Source organism: Flavobacterium petrolei, from assembly GCF_003314435.2.
Lineage (GTDB): Bacteria > Bacteroidota > Bacteroidia > Flavobacteriales > Flavobacteriaceae > Flavobacterium > Flavobacterium petrolei.
The window spans coordinates 1328631-1348410 of sequence record NZ_QNVY02000001.1 but is presented as its reverse complement, the minus strand read 5'-3'; the positions used below and the strand labels follow the sequence as shown (position 1 = coordinate 1348410).

General features: G+C 34.8%; 15 protein-coding genes. 13 read left to right on the top strand and 2 right to left on the bottom strand.

Annotated features, from left to right (window positions below):
* Position 1 precedes the first annotated feature (1 nt).
* Positions 2 to 2944, bottom strand: a complete 2943-nt coding sequence (locus DR871_RS05865) for a SusC/RagA family TonB-linked outer membrane protein (protein ID WP_113664434.1) — start codon at positions 2942 to 2944, stop codon at positions 2 to 4.
* Positions 2945 to 3178: 234 nt separating this feature from the next.
* On the opposite strand from DR871_RS05865, the gene DR871_RS05860 reads away from it, so the two are divergent.
* The 9 genes from DR871_RS05860 (at position 3179) to DR871_RS05820 (ending at position 15704) form a co-directional block, all read left to right on the top strand.
* Positions 3179 to 4201 (top strand): LacI family DNA-binding transcriptional regulator, encoded by a 1023-nt coding sequence (locus DR871_RS05860; protein ID WP_113664435.1) that lies wholly within the window; start codon positions 3179 to 3181, stop codon positions 4199 to 4201.
* A 190-nt stretch (positions 4202 to 4391) separates the two neighbouring features.
* Positions 4392 to 5753 (top strand): MFS transporter, encoded by a 1362-nt coding sequence (locus DR871_RS05855; protein WP_113664436.1) that lies wholly within the window; start codon positions 4392 to 4394, stop codon positions 5751 to 5753.
* A 2-nt stretch (positions 5754 to 5755) separates the two neighbouring features.
* Positions 5756 to 6409, top strand: a complete 654-nt coding sequence (pgmB, locus tag DR871_RS05850; protein ID WP_113664437.1) for a beta-phosphoglucomutase — start codon at positions 5756 to 5758, stop codon at positions 6407 to 6409.
* A gap of 63 nt (positions 6410 to 6472) precedes the next feature.
* Positions 6473 to 8776, top strand: coding sequence for a glycoside hydrolase family 65 protein (locus tag DR871_RS05845; RefSeq protein ID WP_113664438.1), 2304 nt, complete (start codon positions 6473 to 6475; stop codon positions 8774 to 8776).
* 194 nt (positions 8777 to 8970) lie between these two features.
* Positions 8971 to 10848 carry a glycoside hydrolase family 13 protein gene (locus tag DR871_RS05840; RefSeq protein WP_113664439.1) on the top strand — a complete coding sequence of 626 codons (1878 nt, stop codon included), beginning with the start codon at positions 8971 to 8973 and terminating at the stop codon, positions 10846 to 10848.
* Positions 10849 to 10965: 117 nt separating this feature from the next.
* Positions 10966 to 12624, top strand: a complete 1659-nt coding sequence (locus DR871_RS05835) for an alpha-amylase family glycosyl hydrolase (RefSeq protein WP_113665425.1) — start codon at positions 10966 to 10968, stop codon at positions 12622 to 12624.
* 325 nt (positions 12625 to 12949) lie between these two features.
* Positions 12950 to 13627: a glycerophosphodiester phosphodiesterase gene (locus DR871_RS05830; protein WP_113664440.1), complete on the top strand. Its 678-nt coding sequence runs from the start codon at positions 12950 to 12952 to the stop codon at positions 13625 to 13627.
* On the top strand, positions 13624 to 14844 hold the full coding sequence (locus DR871_RS05825; protein WP_113664441.1) for a BaiN/RdsA family NAD(P)/FAD-dependent oxidoreductase: 1221 nt from the start codon (positions 13624 to 13626) through the stop codon (positions 14842 to 14844). Before DR871_RS05830 ends, DR871_RS05825 begins: the two co-directional genes overlap by 4 nt.
* 125 nt (positions 14845 to 14969) lie before the next feature.
* Entirely contained in the window at positions 14970 to 15704 is a 735-nt protein-coding gene (locus DR871_RS05820) for a hypothetical protein (RefSeq protein WP_113664442.1), read from the top strand.
* A gap of 8 nt (positions 15705 to 15712) precedes the next feature.
* Here DR871_RS05820 and DR871_RS05815 read toward each other — a convergent pair whose 3' ends face one another.
* Complete coding sequence (locus tag DR871_RS05815) at positions 15713 to 16189, bottom strand: TspO/MBR family protein (protein ID WP_113664443.1); 477 nt, start codon at positions 16187 to 16189, stop codon at positions 15713 to 15715.
* A 113-nt stretch (positions 16190 to 16302) separates the two neighbouring features.
* Here DR871_RS05815 and DR871_RS05810 point away from each other — a divergent pair, with 113 nt between their 5' ends.
* From DR871_RS05810 to DR871_RS05795, 4 genes are all read left to right on the top strand, one after another.
* Positions 16303 to 17385: a diphosphomevalonate/mevalonate 3,5-bisphosphate decarboxylase family protein gene (locus tag DR871_RS05810; RefSeq protein ID WP_113664444.1), complete on the top strand. Its 1083-nt coding sequence runs from the start codon at positions 16303 to 16305 to the stop codon at positions 17383 to 17385.
* A 41-nt stretch (positions 17386 to 17426) separates the two neighbouring features.
* Positions 17427 to 17621 carry a hypothetical protein gene (locus DR871_RS05805; protein WP_113664445.1) on the top strand — a complete coding sequence of 65 codons (195 nt, stop codon included), beginning with the start codon at positions 17427 to 17429 and terminating at the stop codon, positions 17619 to 17621.
* Positions 17622 to 17677: 56 nt separating this feature from the next.
* Positions 17678 to 18616, top strand: a complete 939-nt coding sequence (locus DR871_RS05800; protein ID WP_113664446.1) for a mevalonate kinase family protein — start codon at positions 17678 to 17680, stop codon at positions 18614 to 18616.
* A 92-nt stretch (positions 18617 to 18708) separates the two neighbouring features.
* Positions 18709 to 19662: a geranylgeranylglycerol-phosphate geranylgeranyltransferase gene (locus tag DR871_RS05795; protein WP_113664447.1), complete on the top strand. Its 954-nt coding sequence runs from the start codon at positions 18709 to 18711 to the stop codon at positions 19660 to 19662.
* The last annotated feature ends 118 nt before the right edge of the window (positions 19663 to 19780 follow it).

The window sequence follows — 19780 nt, the reverse complement described above, 5'->3', positions numbered from 1 at the left end:
ATTAAAATTTAACATTTACTCCACCTAAAATTGAGCGTTGTCTTGGGTAAATGGTATTATCAACACCATTATTAGCAATTTCCGGATCTAATCCAGAATAATCTGAAATAACAAAAACATTTTGCATACCTGCAAACAAACGTAATGAGGCTTTACCTTCTAACCATTTTGGAAAAGTATACCCTAGTGTAATATTATCCATTCTTAAAAATGAAGCGTTTTCAACAAAAATATCAGACAAAACTACATTCGATGTTGTATTAAAATTTGTGTCTAAAACTGATGTTGGAATATTCCCAACCGTCGCACCGGTTGTTAATAAATCGTATTGAGCTCTACTTGCGTTAACTGCATTAAAAACTCTGTTACCAACACTTGCTCTTAAGTTGAAAGAAAAATCAAGGTTTTTATAATTCATAGTTGATGCAAATCCAAAAGTTGCTTTAGGATCAGGATTTTTATAAATATATTTATCATTAGAGTTGATAATTCCATCCCCGTCTAAATCTGCATAAGCACCTTCAAGTGGTTTTCCGGCTGTATCATATAATTGTTTGTACAATAAGAAAGAATTTGGCGCATACCCAACACGGTGTACTTGGCCTTGCGTTCCTGTCCCCGCCAGATTATCTCCCGTTCTAATAAAATCAGAATTTAATTCTGTGATTTTTCTTTCAAAAGCAGTTACATTAAAGTTTAGGTTCCAATTAAAATCTTCATTTTTCACAATATCGGAACTTAAAGCAAATTCAACCCCTTTAGTTGTAAAGCTTCCAATATTCTGCCAAGATCTATTTGAGAAGTTACTACCGTCTGCTGTTGCAACATCCGCTAACAAATCTTTTGAATCTTTGTAAAATACTTCAACACTACCCGAAACTCTGTTGTCATAAAGTCCGAAATCTAAACCTGCATTATAGGTTGTAGTTTCTTCCCATTTTAAATTTGAACTTTGTCTTGCAGAAACTGCAATTGGCAAGGCTACCGTTCCAAAATAATATTGAGAACTACCGCTTCCTAGATTATATTGTTGCAAATAATCATTGTTATTTCCAATTTCTTGTTGTCCAGTAATACCCCAACCCAATCTTAATTTTAAGTCAGAAATTGTTTTACTATCAGCAAAAAAGTCTTCTTTCATTTTCCAGGCAAATGCAGCAGCTGGGAAATTTGCCCATCTGTTATCTTTGTCAAATCGAGAAGAACCATCTCTTCTATAAGACAAAGTCATTAAATATTTATCATTGAAATTTAAATTGGTTCTTCCAAAAAAGCCAATATTAACTCTATCATAATCTACATTCGTTTTTGGAAACCCTGTCACACCTGTTGGTAAATTTGGATCATTAATATTTCCTGATTGATAGTTATCAGAATCCCATTTTTGGTACGAATAACCAGCCGTTGCATCAAAAACCAATTTATCAAATGTCTTGTTATATACCAAATAAGCATCTAACAACTTATTTTTTCTCATACTTTTTGAAAACTCATTGGTCCCGTAAGGAATGTCGTTGTTTGAACCTGAAGAAGCTACATTATTTGAAGCCAATTTAGTTCTTTCACCATCTGCTTGATCAAAACCTGCATTAATAACTGTTCGTAAAGCTGGAAAGAAATGAAATTTATAATCTACTTCAAAGTTTCCAAAAAAGCGATTGTTTTTTCCAGTATCAAACGTTTGCATTAATTGCGCCACAGGATTTCTTGGCGTTTGAGAAGTTAATCTTCCATTACTACGGTCATAATATTCAAAAAATCCACCGTAGATCGAAGTCTGATCATAGATAGGTTGTGTTGGATCAAAACGTAGCGCACTTCCTTCAACACCTTCTGCAAATCTGTTATTCTCATTAGAGTAATTCGCATTCAGTTTTATTTTTAAATGATCTTTCAAAAAAGATGGATTTAAAGCTAAACCAACAGTATTTCTATTAAAAGTATTTGTCAATCGCAAACCTTCCTGATACGTATTCCCCACTGTAAGACGAGATGGGATAGTATTAAACAGATTGCCTCTAATAGATATGTTGTTGTCAACATAATCCGTTTTTCTGTAAATTGCATTTTGCCAATCCGTATTTGCTGTACCTAACTTTGACACATCACCAGGTCGTTTTTCTGCAATTAAAGTTCTAAAAGCAGCCGCATCAAATACACCAACTGTTTTGTCTATTTTACCACTTCCATACTGGAAATTATAATCTACAGAAAGTTGTTTCCCTCCCTTTTTGGTAGTAATAATAATTACACCATTAGAAGCGCGAGATCCATAAATAGCAGTTGCCGAAGCATCTTTTAAAACCGTCATAGACTCAATAGTACTCGGATTTAATGAGGCTAAAATAGAAGTAGAACCATAATTTTTGTCTGAATTATTTTCAATTGGCAAACCATCAATTACTATTAATGGGTCATTACTTGCAAATAATGAAGATCCACCACGAATTCTAATTTGGGAACCAGAACCTGGAGCACCACTTGTATTTACGGTAACTCCCGCAACTCTTCCGTTAAGCAAGTTTTCGGCCGTTACATTTGCACCTTTATTAAAATCTTTAGTTGTTAATACTGTTACTGCACCTGTAGCATCTTTCTTTTTAACGGTACCATAACCTACTTGTACAACTACCTCCTTTAATTGATTTTCATCTTCAGCTAAAGAAACTGTCAAAGATTTTTGAGAATCATAATCCACGACAGAAACTTTGTAGCCAATGAAGGAAAATATGATTTTGTCACCTTTCTTTACATTTGACAATTGAAACTTTCCGTCAAAATCTGTTGAAACACCATTAGAGGCACCTTGCACATTAACATTTACTCCCGGAACTGGCTGTCCTGACACTTTATCAATAACAGATCCACTTACAGTATTCTGAGCTAGAATACTAAAAGGCAGTAATAGTAATAAAAATAACAACTTTTTATAAATTGTTTTCATACTTTTTGTTTAATTTAATTTAATTTTTTTTTGAGTTTTTAACATTAACTTATACTTCGAATGTTAAATTTATGTAAATTTTGTTATGTCCGACAAAGCCAATTTTTTATTGAGTTACGAAAACGTAATAGTGTTGAAAACTTTCTGATTTATTTAAATTTTTACCACTTTAATTACCATTTCTAAAATTAAATTTTACCTTTATTACGAAATAATTTTTACCAGAGCTTCAACATGAAAAGGAAAATAACGCTTAAACAAATTGCAAAAGAATTAGATGTATCCATTTCCACTGTTTCAAAGTCACTAAGAAACAGCCTTGAAATAGGCGAAGAAACCAGACTTAAAGTGCAGGCATTTGCTAAATTTTACCACTATAAGCCAAACAATATTGCACTTAGTTTAAAAAATAGAAAAACCAAAACAATTGGAATTATTATTCCCGAAATAGTCCACCACTTCTTTTCAACGGTCATTAACGGAATCGAGCAGGTTGCAAATGAAAATGGATATAGTGTTATCATCTGCCTGTCAGACGATTCATTTGACAAAGAAGTCCTTAACATGGAAATGCTCGCTAACGGAAGTATCGATGGTTTTATCATGTCGCTCTCCAAAGAAACCCAATTCAGGGGTGATTTTCATCATATTACAGAAGTCATCAATCAAGGAATGCCTGTTGTCATGTTTGACCGAGTTACAAATGAAATCCTTTGCGACAAAGTCATTATTGACGATAAATCCGCCGCTTATGAAGCCGTTCAAAGCCTGATTGATAAGGGAAGAAAAAAAATTGCCCTAGTCACCACCGTTGATTATGTGAGCGTTGGAAAACTTCGTACCGACGGTTATATAAAAGCACTATTAGACAATGATATCCCTTTTAATGAAAACCTGATTATCAAGATAGAAGATGTAGATACCTGTGAAATCACTATTGGAAAACTATTAGAAGACAAAGCCATTGATGCCGTATTTGCGGTAAATGAACTATTCGCAGTTACCATAATCAAAACCGCCAATAAGATAGGCCTCAATGTACCTAAAGACCTAGCCGTTATTGCCTTTACGGATGGCATTATTTCTAAATATTCTACACCTACTATTACAACCGTCAGCCAGAGCGGAATAAAAATGGGGAATAAAGCCGCAAAAATGCTAATCGAAAGACTCGAATCCAAAGAAGATGAAGAAGATGAAAATTACAAAACCGAGGTTATCGAAACCCATTTGATAGAAAGAGAATCCACCAATTAAATTATTATTTGTTAAATTATTCATTACTACAACCTTGTAGTAGAAAAAGTTCTCCAAAATTTCATTCCGTAAAACAAAAGTTTGAAATATATTTTTATATTTACCCCTCAAAACTTTAACTTTTACTTCGAAAAATAAGATAAGTTTTGATAAGCATAGCGCTTATCGTATTAATATTTAAATTACGATAATGGAAAAGCGTAGATTAAGTTTCTGGGAAATTTGGAACATGAGTTTCGGTTTTTTGGGAATACAGATGGGTTTTGCCCTTCAAAATGCTAATGCCAGCAGAATTCTCCAGATTTTTGGCGCAGATGTGCATGAACTATCTTGGTTTTGGATTATTGCCCCTCTAATGGGTCTTATTGTTCAACCCATCATAGGACATTACAGTGACAAAACATGGGGGAAATTCGGAAGACGAAAACCTTTCTTTTTAGTAGGTGCTTTATTAGCTTCAATTGGACTAATATTAATGCCTCAAGCCGAAATTTTCATCGCTTTTTTACCTGCCCTGTGGGTTGGTGCCGGAATGCTGATGATTATGGATGCGTCTTTCAACATTGCCATGGAACCTTTCAGAGCTTTAGTAGGAGATAATTTAAGAACGGACCAAAGAACACTTGGGTTTAGTGTACAAACCGCATTAATTGGTTTTGGTGCTGTTATTGGTTCTTGGCTTCCTTATGTTTTAACGAATTGGTTTGGCGTTTCAAATAGAGATGAGAATGGCGGCGTTCCTATGCACTTGATTCTATCCTTTGTGATTGGAGCTGCAATACTAGTAGTATCTATTTTGGTTTCCATTATTTCTGCCAAAGAATATTCTCCTGAAGAGTTAGTTCAATTTGAAGACGAAATGGTGCATCAAGAAACTAAAGTGGCTGATGCCAGTTCTAAAGAATCTAGTTTATTAGACATTTTTGATGATTTCAGAAAAATGCCTACCACTATGCGACAATTAAGCTGGGTGCAATTTTTCTCTTGGTTTGGTCTGTTTGGAATGTGGGTTTTTACCACTCCCGCCATAGCCCATCATATTTATGGTTTACCTATTTCGGACAGCAAAAGTGAAGCGTATCAAAACGCTGGTGACTGGGTTGGAGTACTGTTTGGTATTTACAATTTAGTTTCTGCTTTCTATGCTTTTGCGCTACCATATATCGCAAAAAAATTCGGAAGAAAATTAACCCACTCCATCTCTCTAATTATCGGTGGACTAGGATTAATTTCGATCTATTTTGTACCCAATGAAAATTGGTTGATTCTCTCCATGATTGGAGTTGGTATTGCTTGGGCAAGTATTTTATCTATGCCGTATGCCATATTAGCCGGATCAATTTCCCCAATGAAAATGGGAGTTTACATGGGTATTTTCAACTTCTTTATCGTTATTCCCCAAATCGTAAATGCCTTAATTGGAGGACCCTTAGTTAAGTATATATATAATGACAACGCCATATTTGCATTAGTTACCAGTGGAGTCAGCTTCTTGATTGCTGCCATTTTAGTGGTAAAAGTGAAAGATGTTGATGACGTAATAAAACAATAATAATGAATACAAAAGCATTTATATTCGACCTCGACGGAGTAATTGTTGACACCGCGAAATACCATTATTTAGCGTGGCAAAAAATCGCTGCTGAATTAAATATCGAATTTACACACGAACATAATGAATTATTAAAAGGAGTCAGCCGCGTGCGCTCTTTGGATATCATATTAGAATTAGGAAAAGTAACCGCATCACAAGAAGACAAAGACCGATGGTTAGTTCAAAAAAATGAGGACTATTTGTCCTATTTAGTTGACATGGATGCAAGCGAGATTCTTCCGGGAGTTTTTGAAATTTTAAAATTTCTGAAAGAAAACAACCAACCCATCGCTTTGGGTTCAGCCAGTAAAAACGCAAGACCTATTTTAGAAAAAACAGGATTGCTGTCTTATTTTGAAGCTGTTGTAGACGGAAATGATGTGACGAATGCCAAACCAGATCCGGAAGTTTTCTTAATGGCCGCAAAACTATTGAACATCACCCCAGAAAATTCAATTGTTTTTGAAGATTCAGTGGCGGGAGTTCAAGCAGCAAATATTGGAAGAATGACAAGCATAGGAATAGGAGAAGCAAGTACTTTGCATGAAGCGAAATATATCTTTAAAGACTTTTCTGAGATAGAAACATCATTCATTGCAAATTTGATAAAATAAAACGAAATGTATTTTTAAAGTTTTGAGACAACTTGAAACCTTAAACTTTAAACAAAAAATAAAATGAATCAAGATTATATAAAACCGGATAATTGGTCCATCATTGAAGAAGGATTTGATGCAGAAAGCGTAAAATCATCCGAAAGCTTGTTCAGTATTGGCAACGGTGCCATGGGACAACGTGCTAATTTTGAAGAAAACTATACTGGGGAAACATTCCAGGGAAGTTATATTGCCGGAATTTATTATCCTGATAAAACCAAAGTGGGCTGGTGGAAAAACGGATATCCAGAATACTTTGCCAAAGTTTTGAATGCACCTAACTGGATTGGAATCGACATTGAAATCAACGGAGAAAAGTTAGATTTGAATACCTGTTCCGAGGTCAAAAACTTTCGCCGTGAACTCAATATGAAAGAAGGTTGGTACAATCGATCTTTTGAAGCAACGTTAAAAAACGGTACTGAAATTTCCGTAAATGTACGTCGTTTCCTTTCGTTGAAGTTGGATGAAGTTGGGGTTATCAATTATGAAATCACACCTTTGAACAAAGATTCAAAAATAGTTTACAAACCCTATATTGATGCTGGTGTATCGAATGAAGATGCCAACTGGGAAGAAAAATTCTGGGAACCACTTGATGTAAAAAAGTCAGGAAATGAAGCTTTTGTAACAGCACAAACGTTCAAAACACATTTCAAAGCAACCACTTTTATGCAAAATAGCATTTTGTCTAATGGTGAAAAAACAGGAATTTCTCCTTCTAATATTGATGCAACAACTGATAGAATTCAGTTTAGCTATGATGTAATTGTGGCTCAAGGCCAAAAATCATCGATACAAAAAATTGGTGGTTACACAGTTTCCTTAAATCATGAAAACACCATTACTGCTGCTGAGAAAGTAATTCAATCCGCATTAGGAATAGGATATAATCAAATGTTACAAGACCAAATTGCTGCTTGGGCAAAAATTTGGGAAATGTCAGACATTACCATTGATGGCGATGTAAAAGCACAACAAGGAATTCGCTTCAATATTTTTCAGTTGAACCAAACGTATTTAGGAAAAGATTCTCGATTGAATATTGGACCTAAAGGTTTCACGGGAGAGAAATACGGCGGATCTACCTATTGGGATACCGAAGCGTATTGCATTCCGTTTTACATGGCAACCAAAGACCAAGAAGTAGCCAGAAACTTATTGACTTACCGCTACAATCAATTAGACAAAGCCATTGAAAACGCCGCTAAATTAGGATTTACTAATGGCGCTGCTTTGTATCCAATGGTTACCATGAATGGTGAAGAATGTCATAACGAGTGGGAAATTACTTTTGAAGAAATTCATAGAAATGGAGCTATCGCATTTGCCATTTACAACTTTTACAGATACACTGGAGATTACAGCTACATTCCTGAAAAAGGATTAGAAGTATTAATAGGAATTGCACGTTTTTGGCATCAAAGAGCGAATTTTTCGACTAATTTAAACCAATACGTAATACTTGGCGTTACAGGTCCTAACGAATATGAAAATAACGTAAACAATAATTTCTATACCAATTATATTGCAAAATGGTGTCTCGAATATACGTACGAGCAAATTCAAAAAGTGTCTCTGGAATATCCTATTGACCACAAAAGAATTACTGAAAAAGTAAAAATCTCGGATTCCGAATTACAATCTTGGAAAAAAGTTTCGGACAATATGTACTTCCCTTTTTCGGAAGAACATAATGTTTACTTGCAACAAGACGGTTTCTTAGACAAAGAATTGGTTCGCGTAGCTGATTTGGATAAAAGCCAAAGACCAATCAATCAAAAATGGTCTTGGGATAGAATTTTGCGTTCACCGTACATCAAACAAGCCGATGTTTTGCAGTGCTTTTATTTCTTCGAAGATCATTTTTCGAAAGAAGAATTGAAAAACAACTTCGAATTTTACGAATCCTTTACGGTTCATGAAAGTTCACTTTCACCTTGCGTACACTCCATTCAGGCGGCTTTATTGGACAAAATGGATATGGCATACACCTTCTATTTAAGAACGTCACGTCTGGATCTTGATGATTACAACAAAGAAGTAGAAGAAGGGTGTCATATTACCTCAATGGCCGGAACATGGATGAGTATCGTAGAAGGTTTTGGGGGAATGAGAATTAAAGATGATACACTTCATTTTTCTCCAAAAATCCCAAAAGAATGGGAAGGATATTCGTTTAAAATTAATTTTAGAAACCAAATTTTGAAAGTAGCAATCAATCATAAAGAGACTACTTTTTCGATTGTTGGCGATACCGATTTGGCACTCAAAGTAAACGGAAAATCCGTAATTGTGACACCGGAAAAGTTAGTTACCGTATAAGACAATTGCTGGAACTTGTAGTTAATTCTATCACTTGATTCGTGCCTTGACAGGCAAAAAAACAATCCCAATTCACATTGGGATTGTTTATATAAGTCTAATTCACATTCGAATTATACCTTACATAATTCCCTGAAACAGCACTCTTTTTTTTATAATCCTCATTAAAATTTAATGTAACAATCTATTTCACCATGAATAAAATTATTTCTTTACCTTTCCCAAATAGGAGCTTTCTAAAAAAAATAACCTTATTCCTTTTTTTTATGTCTGTAACGTTACATGCTCAAATCGACAAAGTAGAACCGCCTTTTTGGTATGCGGGAATGCAAAATCCGGAATTGCAGATACTTTTTTACGGTAAAGACATTTCTGAAAACCAAGTCACCGTTTCTAATGGGATAAAAATAACCAACGTAAAAAGAACCGAGAATCCCAACTACATTTTTGTTACAATAGACACTAAAAAAGTTGCGCCATCTGATTTCGTTTTTACCTTTAAAAGCAAAAACAAAGAAACGTTCACACAAAAATATTCTTTAAATAAAAGAAGAGAAAATTCTGCGGAACGTAAAAGCTTTGACTCTTCGGATATGATGTATTTGTTGATGCCGGACCGCTTTGCCAATGGAAACAGGAATAACGACAGCGAAAATTCGACCCAAGAAAAATATAACAGAGAATTACCCGGAGGAAGACACGGTGGCGATATTGAAGGAATTATAAGAAACTTGGATTACATTTCCTCCTTAGGCGCAACAACCATTTGGAGTACGCCACTCTGTGAGGATAACGATGCTAAGCATTCCTATCACACTTATGGTCAATCTGACGTTTATAAAATTGATCCTCGTTTTGGAACCAATGCTGATTATGTTCGCTTGGCTTCAGAAATGCACAAACGAGATATGAAATTGGTTATGGATTATGTGACGAATCACTGGGGAATTGAACATTGGATGATGAAAGATTTACCAACCAAAGAGTGGATTAATCAATTTGACACCTACACCCAAACCAATCATAAAAGAACGGTTATTCACGACACTAACGCATCTGAAATTGATAAAAAAATTACGATAGATGGTTGGTTCGTTCCTTCGATGCCAGATTTAAACTTGCAAAATCCTTTGACTTTAAAATACCTGATTCAAAATGCGATTTGGTGGATTGAATACGCTGATTTAGATGGTTTCAGAGTCGACACCTATAACTATTCAGATCCAAAAGGCATCGCAAAGTGGACAAAATCCATCACCGATGAATACCCAAATTTTAATATTGTAGGGGAAGTTTGGATGCAAAGCCAAGCACAAATGGCCTATTGGCAAAAAGACAGTAAAATTGCTGAAATACAAAATTACAATTCGTATCTACCAAGCGTAATGGATTTTACTTTATATGAGGCAACGACCAAAGCTTTCAACGAAGATGAAGGAACTTGGGACAAAGGAATGGTAAAAATGTATGACAATTTTACCAATGATTTTCTGTATCCAAATATCAATAATATGTTGATTTTTGTCGAAAATCACGACACTAATCGCATCAATCAAACTTACGGAAATGACATCCGAAAATACAAAATGGCAATGACTTTGATGGCTACCGTTCGCGGAATTCCGCAATTGTATTATGGAAGTGAAATAGGAATGGCCGGCGATAAAGACAAAGGTGATGCTGATATTCGTCAAGATTTTCCAGGCGGTTGGGAAGGTGATGAGAATAATGCTTTTGTCAAAGAAGGAAGAACTCCTGGACAAACTGAATATTTTGACTTTACTTCCAAATTATTCAATTGGAGAAAAACAAAAGCGGCGGTACATTTTGGAAAAATGACACACTACATTCCAGAGAACAATGTTTACGTTTATTTTAGATACAACAAAGATGAAACGGTGATGGTTTTAATGAACAACAGCAACGAAACAAAAACGGTAAAAACCAATCGTTTCAAAGAAAACATCAAAAACTTTAAAACCGGAAAAGATGTAATTTCTGAATTTACATTTGACGTTACAAACGAAATTATAATAGAACCTAAGTCGGTTTTGATTTTAGAATTGAAGTAATTAAAATTCTATCAGAAAAAGCATAAAACAAAAGCGCTTGACAGAAAATGTATCGCTATTATTTCAACTTATATGACTTATATGTTTCAAAAAAAACAATCATTTAACACTGAAAAAATGAAAAAATATTCAATCCCACTTTTACTGTTAACCATGACAATTTTAAGTAGTTGCTCCAGTACAAAAACGGTTGCTGAGAGTAACAAAACACCTTTCGTTTGGGAAGGTGCCAATGTTTATTTCCTCATGACAGACCGTTTTAATAATGGTGACACTTCAAATGATATAAACTTCAACAGAACCAAAACAACGGGTAAACTTCGCGGTTTTGAAGGTGGCGATATCAAAGGGATTTCTCAAAAAATTGACGAAGGTTATTTTGATAAATTAGGAATCAATGCCATTTGGTTTACACCAATAGTGGAACAAATTCATGATGGCGTTGATGAAGGAACCGGTTTGAGTTATGGCTTTCATGGCTATTGGGCTAGAGACTGGACCAACTTAGATCCTAACTTTGGAACCAAAGAAGACTTGGCTGCGTTAGTTCAAAAAGCACACGCACACGGAATCAGAATTATTCTTGATGGCGTAATCAATCATACTGGACCCGTAACTGCAGAAGATACGGTTTGGCCAAATGACTGGGTGAGAACGGGACCAACTTGCGATTATAAATCATTTGAAAACACAACCGCTTGCACACTCGTAGCTAATCTTCCAGATGTAAAAACAGAGAGCAATCAAGCTGTGGCTGTACCTCCTTTTTTAATCGAAAAATGGAAAAAAGAAGGACGTTACGAACAAGAAATGAAAGAACTAGATGCGTTTTTTGCACGTACCGGTTATCCAAGAGCGCCAAAATATTACATCATAAAATGGTTAACGGATTATATTGCAGATTACGGTATTGACGGTTACAGAGGCGACACCGTAAAACATACTGATGAAACCGTTTGGGCAGATTTTAAAACCCAATGTGATTACGCTTTTAAAACTTGGAAGAAAAACAACCCGACAAAAGTTTTGGACAATAATCCTTTTTACACCATTGCTGAAGTCTATAATTACGGCATCAGTGGCGGACAAGATTTTGATTTTGGAGACAAAAAAATAAACTATTTCAAAAATGGTTTCAACAACATGATCAATTTTGAGTTCAAATGGGACGCGCAAAAAGACTATGAATTTATATTTTCCAAATATTCTGACAAGCTAAACAATGACTTAAAAGGATATAGTGTTTTGAATTATTTGTCTTCACACGATGACGGCGGACCTTTTGATGCAAATCGTACCAAAACTATAGAAAGCGGAACAAAATTATTATTGAGCCCAGGACTTTCTCAAGTATATTACGGTGACGAAAGTGCTCGTTCGTTAGTAATTGAAGGAACAAAAGGCGATGCTACCTTACGTTCGTTTATGAATTGGGAGGCTATCAAATCGAATCCTGAAACCCAAAAAACGTTGTTGCATTGGCAAAAATTAGGTCAATTTAGAAAAAATCATCCTTCGATTGGAGCAGGAATTCACAAGCAAATTTCCGCCCAACCATATACTTTTTCCAGAACTTTCTCTGAAGGAGATTTTACGGATAAAGTAGTTATTGGATTGGATTTGGCAATTGGTACCAAAGAACTTGCTGTAGATTCAATTTTCGCAAACGGTACCTTATTAAATGATGCATACTCTGGAAAAGAAGCAACCGTTTTAAATGGAAAAGTAAGTATCGATTCTGAATTTGACATTGTTTTGTTAGAAGTGAAAAAATAATTTTAAGCAGTCGAATTAAATTAATAAAACATCAATCAATATTAAATAAAAAATTGAAACACATAGAAACATAGAAAAAAAGAGTGGTATAGACCAATTGCTTCGCCTGTTCGCTATCGCTCGGGTCTTGGGTTAACATAGCTATGGTTTTTTCTAAAAAAGTGAAACGCCTTTCAAAATTTTAAAATCTATGTTTCTATGTGGTTAAAAAATCAAACAAATTGAATTATACCCACAAGATTAATTTTTAAAATAATTTAATCCAAACGCCTTTAGAAATGAAGGCGTTTTTTTTATGTTTACCTTTACCAAAAAATAAAAGACAATGCTCAAAATTGGACATCGTGGCGCAAAAGGATATGAACCAGAGAACACCTATGTTTCATTCCAAAAAGCATTAGATATGCAAGTTGACGGCATTGAACTCGACGTGCATTTGAGTGCTGATGGCGAAATAATCGTTATTCACGACGAAACCATTGACCGAACGACCAATGGAAAAGGTTTTGTAAATGCATTATCTTTGCGCGAATTAAAGACTTTTCGAATAGACGGAAAATACGAAATTCCGACGCTGAAGGAGGTTTTTGATTTGGTAAACCAAGATTGTTTTATCAATATTGAGCTCAAAAGTTATGAGGCAACCGATAAAGTAGTTTCGCTTATTGAAAAATACGTCACTAAAAAAGGATGGAAATACGACCGGTTTTTAGTTTCCAGTTTTGATTGGAATGCATTGCAACAAGTGGCATTTTTAAATGATGAAATTCCAATTGGCGTTTTAACGGAAACCGATTTAGACTTGGCTTTGGCTTTCGCCAAATTCATTCATGCGAAATCCATTCATCCGCATTTTCATTTATTGACAAAAGAAAACACGGCACAAATGCAGGGAAAAGGATTGCAGGTTTTTCCATGGACAATCAATGAATTAGAAGACATTCAAAAAATAAAAACATTCAACGTAAACGGAATCATCACTGATTTCCCAAATAGAATATGAACCAGAATTTCGATATAATAATAGTAGGCGGTGGCGCAGCAGGTTTTTTTACAGCGATTAATATCGTAGAGAAAAATCCAAAACTGAAAGTCGCAATTTTAGAACGGGGTGCTGAAGTATTGCAAAAAGTTCGAATTTCCGGCGGCGGAAGATGCAACGTAACGCACGCTTGTTTTGAACCGAATGAATTAGTGAAATTTTATCCGCGTGGCGAAAAAGAATTACGCGGTCCTTTTCATCAGTTTTCCTCCGGCGATACAATTGAATGGTTCGAGAAACATGGCGTGGAACTCAAAATTGAAGCTGACGGACGCATGTTTCCCGTTTCGAATTCGTCTCAAACGATTATTGATTGTTTCCTAAAAGCAACACAAAAACTGGGAATTGCAGTACTTACAGGACAAAGTGTGCAATCTATTTTCAATCCCGAAGTGTCGGGAGAAAATTTTTGGAAAATTGAAACCCAAACTGAAAGCTATCTTACTGAAAAATTGATTCTGGCCACAGGCAGCAATCCTAAAGTATGGGAAATGTTACAGAATTTTGGTCACGCAGTTGTCAGTCCGGTTCCTTCCCTATTCACTTTCAACATCAAAGATTCCAGAATAAAAGAATTACCCGGAGTTGCGGCACAAGTAACCGTAAAAGTAAAAGACACCAAACTTACTTCAACGGGACCGTTGTTAATCACCCATTGGGGAATGAGCGGACCCGCAATATTGAAACTCTCGGCTTGGGGCGCCCGAATCTTGCATGACAAAAATTATCAGTTTACGATTTACGTGAATTGGTTTAATGATGCTGACAAAGAAGATGTCGAGAAAAAACTAAAAGAATTAAAACAGGAACACGCCAAAAAATCGGTTTCAAAGAAATCACCATTCGAATTAACCAATAGACTATGGGAAAGCTTGGTTCTCGCTTCCGGAATTGAAGCGGAAACAAAATGGGCCGATTTGTCTAAAATTCAATTGCAAAATCTAGCGAATCAATTGACGAACGGAACTTTCCAGGTCAACGGAAAAAGCACATTTAAAGAAGAATTTGTAACTGCTGGCGGAATCGATTTAAAAGAAATCAACTTCAAAACCATGGAAAGTAAGCTTCATAAAAACCTTTATTTTGCTGGTGAAATCGTAAATATTGATGCTATTACCGGTGGATTCAATTTTCAGAATGCTTGGACGAGCGGATTTATTGTGGCGAGTGCTATATAAAACCAAAGTCATTACATATCAGTACTTTAATTAAGAGAATTTTAGTTTTTGATTAACAAGACTTTACCATTCTGTTTTCATTTTCATGAAACGATTTGAATATGTTTGTAATCAAATCACTACGAATGATTAAAAACTACTTTTTTGCTTTCTTACTATTATTTGTATTTCAATCCGGTTTATCGCAAACCGAAAAATTAATCAACGGGAAAGTTTTACACGAACAATTTCCTGTGGAAAAAGTTGACGTTGTCAATTTCAGCTCTAAAAAAGTCGCAGTTACAAACGCAGCTGGGGAATTTTTTATTATAGCAAAAGCGGGTGATGAACTCATTTTTATTTCAAAAGACCATGACATCAAAAAAATTGCATTAGATCAAAATACCATTGATAAAAATAACCTTCCTATTTTATTAATTCTTAAACCGGAAGAATTAAAAGAAGTAGTAATTACAAAAATACCATCCATAAAACTAGGCACTGACAAAGCCTACGAACAGGGAAAACTTGACCAATTAGCTGTAGAAAAATCAGCAAGAAGCTTAAAAACGGGCGTTTACAATGGTAGTATTGAAAACGGCATGGATTTAATGCGGATTGGCGGAATGATTTTAAAGTTGTTCATCAAAGAAAAAGAAGTCGTTAAAGGAACTCCTCAAATTGAATTCAAACAATTGGCAAGAAACAGCTATGACGAAAAATTTTATCATCAAACTTTAAAATTAAATCCTGACCAAATAGAGCTTTTCCTAGAATTTTGCGATGCGGACCCAAAATCAAAAACATTAGCCGAAAGCAACAATGTATTGACTGTAATGGATTTTTTGTTTGCGAAAAATATTGAATTTAAAAAACTGTAAACAAAATTTTATCTATTCAACCACCAGATACTTCCATTTAAAACGGCAGCAAAACTTACCCAAGCCAAATACGGTAAAAACAAATAACCTGCAATTTTATTGATTTTGGAAAACTGAATGTACGTTTCAAAAATCATCAACCACAATACAATAATTTCTAATCCGGCTAACATCGGGTTGCGTAATCCAAAGAATAAATACGACCACAAAGCATTTAGCGCCAACTGTATCGCAAAGAAAATCAACGCTTTTTTCACGGCTTCTTTCTCAACTTCAATTCGGTCCCAAACTAAACCTGCCGCAACACCCATCATCACATAAAGCATACTCCAGACTGGTGCAAAAATCCAATTGGGCGGATTAAAACTTGGTTTTATCAAAGTGGGATACCAAGCAGTAATAGCAGAACGAGTAACCGTCCCAGAGAAATATCCAATGGCAAGACACGTAACAACAACAGCTAATATTCGGGTGATTTTATTCATTTTTATATTTTTCTAATGTGAGCCAAATTTAATCAAAAATTTAGTATAATTCGACGAATAAACAAATCTGCTTGTAAATCAAAAAAAGTATCTTTGCGTAAATTTATACATTCATGATTTCAGCAAACGATTTTATTCCATCAAAATATACACATTCAGTTGAAAAGGGAAATTTTCAATGGAGCGCACCCAGTAACATTGCCCTCGTAAAATATTGGGGAAAAAAGGACAATCAAATTCCAGCAAATCCTTCGGTGAGTTTTACGTTGAATAATTGTAAAACGATTACCAAATTGGCTTTCACCAAAAAAGAAAACGATGGTACATTTTCCTTTGATTTACTTTTTGAAGGACAACCAAAAGAAGATTTCAAGCCGAAAATCCAAAAATTCTTGGAGCGAATTGCAATCTATTTGCCGTTTCTAAAAGACTATCATTTTACAATTGACACTGAAAATACTTTTCCTCATAGTTCCGGAATTGCTTCATCGGCATCTGGAATGGCTGCTTTAGCGATGAACTTGATGAGTTTAGAAAAAGTGTTAAACCCTGAAATGACTGAGGAATATTTCTATCAAAAAGCATCTTTATTAGCGCGTTTGGGTTCTGGAAGCGCTTGCAGAAGTGTAAAAGGACAAGTAGTAGTTTGGGGAAATCATGCTAATATCTCCGGAAGTTCTAATTTATTTGGAGTGGAATTTCCAAATGTTATTCATACTAATTTTAAGAATTTTCAAGACACCATTTTACTGGTTGACAAAGGTGAAAAACAAGTTTCAAGCACCGTGGGACATGATTTAATGCACAACCATCCTTTTGCCGAAAGGCGATTTGCACAAGCGCATGAAAACTTGGACCACTTGATTTCAATTTTTGAAAATGGAAATCTGGAAGAATTCATCAAAATTGTAGAGAGTGAAGCCTTGACGTTACATGCCATGATGATGACCTCGATGCCTTATTTTATATTGATGAAACCGAACACTTTGGAGATTATAAATGCAATTTGGAAATTTAGAAATGAGACTAAAATTCCAGTTTGTTTCACACTGGATGCTGGTGCAAATGTGCACGTTTTGTATCCTGAAAATGTTGCCGAAACAGTTTTACAATTTATTAAGAACGAATTAGTTGGCTATTGTCAAAATGGTCAGTACATTTGTGACGAAATTGGAAATGGCGCTGTGTTGATTTAACCTATTTTTTCCCTATCTTTATTTTTTAAAGAGCTAAAATTATGGATATTCAATCAGAGAAATTAGAATTGATTAAAATGCTGTTAGAAACTGACGATACGACTATAATCGAGGCTATCAAAAACATTTTCAAATCACAAAAAAAAGACGTTTGGAAAGATTTATCTCCTGAACAACAAGAAGAAATTGATCTAGGAATCTTAGAAGCAAATCGTGGAGATCAAGTTGATTTATAAAAATTACTATACAAATACCTAATTATCAACCCCAAATTGTTAATTTAAAACATCATATGAAAGGACCTTTGTTTTACTCAAAAATATTACTCTTTGGAGAATACGGAATTATTCGTGACTCAAAAGGGCTTTCAATTCCTTATAATTTTTACAACGGAGCACTTAAAAAAGAAGAAAATCCATCTGAAGAAGCGATTAAATCAAACGGTCACTTGAAACGATTTGTAACGTATTTAGAAACGTTACAAAACGAGCAACCGGATTTAGTAACTTTTGATTTAGCAACATTGAAAAACGATGTGGAAACTGGAATGTATTTTGATTCTAGTATTCCTCAAGGTTATGGTGTAGGGAGCAGTGGCGCACTTGTAGCTGCTATTTATGATAAATATGCACACAACAAAATCACGGTTTTAGAGAACTTGACTCGTGAAAAATTATTGCAATTAAAAAATATATTTTCTCAAATGGAGAGTTTTTTCCATGGGAAAAGTTCTGGCTTAGATCCATTAAACAGCTATTTGAGTATCCCAATTTTGATTAATTCGAAAGACAATATTGAAGCCACCGGAATTCCAACACAAAGTTTTGACGGAAAAGGTGCTGTCTTTTTATTAGATTCAGGAATTGTAGGCGAAACGGCTCCGATGGTAAATATTTTCATGGAAAGCCTAAAAGATAAAGGTTTCCGTGCGATGTTGAAAAATCAATTTGTAAAATATACCGATGCTTGCGTTGAAAATTTCCTTGGTGGAGACATGAAATCATTGTTCATGAATACCAAGAAATTATCAAAAGTAGTTTTGAATAACTTCAAACCAATGATACCGGAACAATTTCACGGAATCTGGCAGCAAGGCATTGACAGCAATGATTACTATTTGAAACTGTGTGGATCTGGCGGCGGCGGATACATCTTAGGTTTTACCGAAGATTTAGAAAAAGCCAGAGCATCGTTGAAAGATTATAAACTAGAAGTGGTATATCAGTTTTAGACATCCTCTACTCGACCCTCTCCCAAGGAGAGGGAGATTTAATCCTAAAATAGTTTCCTTATTATTGGGAACATATTCTTAAATAAATATAAATGTTAAGCAGGCAGCACAAACTTCTCCTAATGAAAATTGCAAGTTTGTTCTCTGTGGTTAGAGGCTATAACATTCCAGTAATTATTTTAGCCCAATACCTTTCGGCTGTATTTATTTTAGCTCCGGAAAAAAGAGCGTTAGATATTTTGCTTGATTTCAATTTATTTATATTGGTTTTTGCATCTTCTCTTACAATTGCTTCCGGGTATATTATCAACAACTTTTATGACAGTCAAAAGGATTTAATCAATAGGCCTAACAAGTCAATGTTGGATCGATTGGTGAGTCAAAAGACTAAACTAAACGTCTATTTTACACTCAACTTTATTGTTGCTTTAATGGCTTTGTTTGTTTCCTGGCGTGTATTTTTATTCTTTTCAGGATATATATTTTTCATCTGGTTTTATTCCCACAAAATAAAAAAATACCCAATCATAGGAAACCTAATGGCTGCTTTATTAGCTGTTTTACCTTTTTTTGCCATACTATTGTATTTTTACACTCGGATTCCGTATGAAGAAATTGAAAACTATAAAAGACAATTAGGCGTTATTTTTTCGCATGCCAGTTTTTTGTTTTTATTACTGTTGATTCGGGAAATGATAAAGGATTTAGAAAACCTAAAAGGGGATTTAGCCAATGATTATAAAACGATTCCTATTGTTTATGGTGAGGAAGTATCAAAAAAAACCATCACGGTATTAACCATTTTGACTGTTTTACCAGTTTATGCTTTGATTGATATTTATGATGTGGGTTATATGGATATTTATTTTTACTGTTGCCTCATCGTTTTGATATTTTTCTTGTTATACTTATGGAAATCTAATGCGAAACCACAGTTTTTACTGCTTCACAATGTATTGAAATTCCTTATTGTTGCCGGAGTATTTTGCATTGTTTTGATTAACCCAAGTGTTTTATGGCACGGGAAAAGATTGTTGATGGTTTAATTTTGCCTTTTTCCAAATTATAAAAAGGATAAAAAACCATTCTCGAAATTCTCCTATATTCCCCGATTAGCATAGCCCCGATAGTAGCGGAAATCCTTTTATTTTTTTCTTTAAAAAA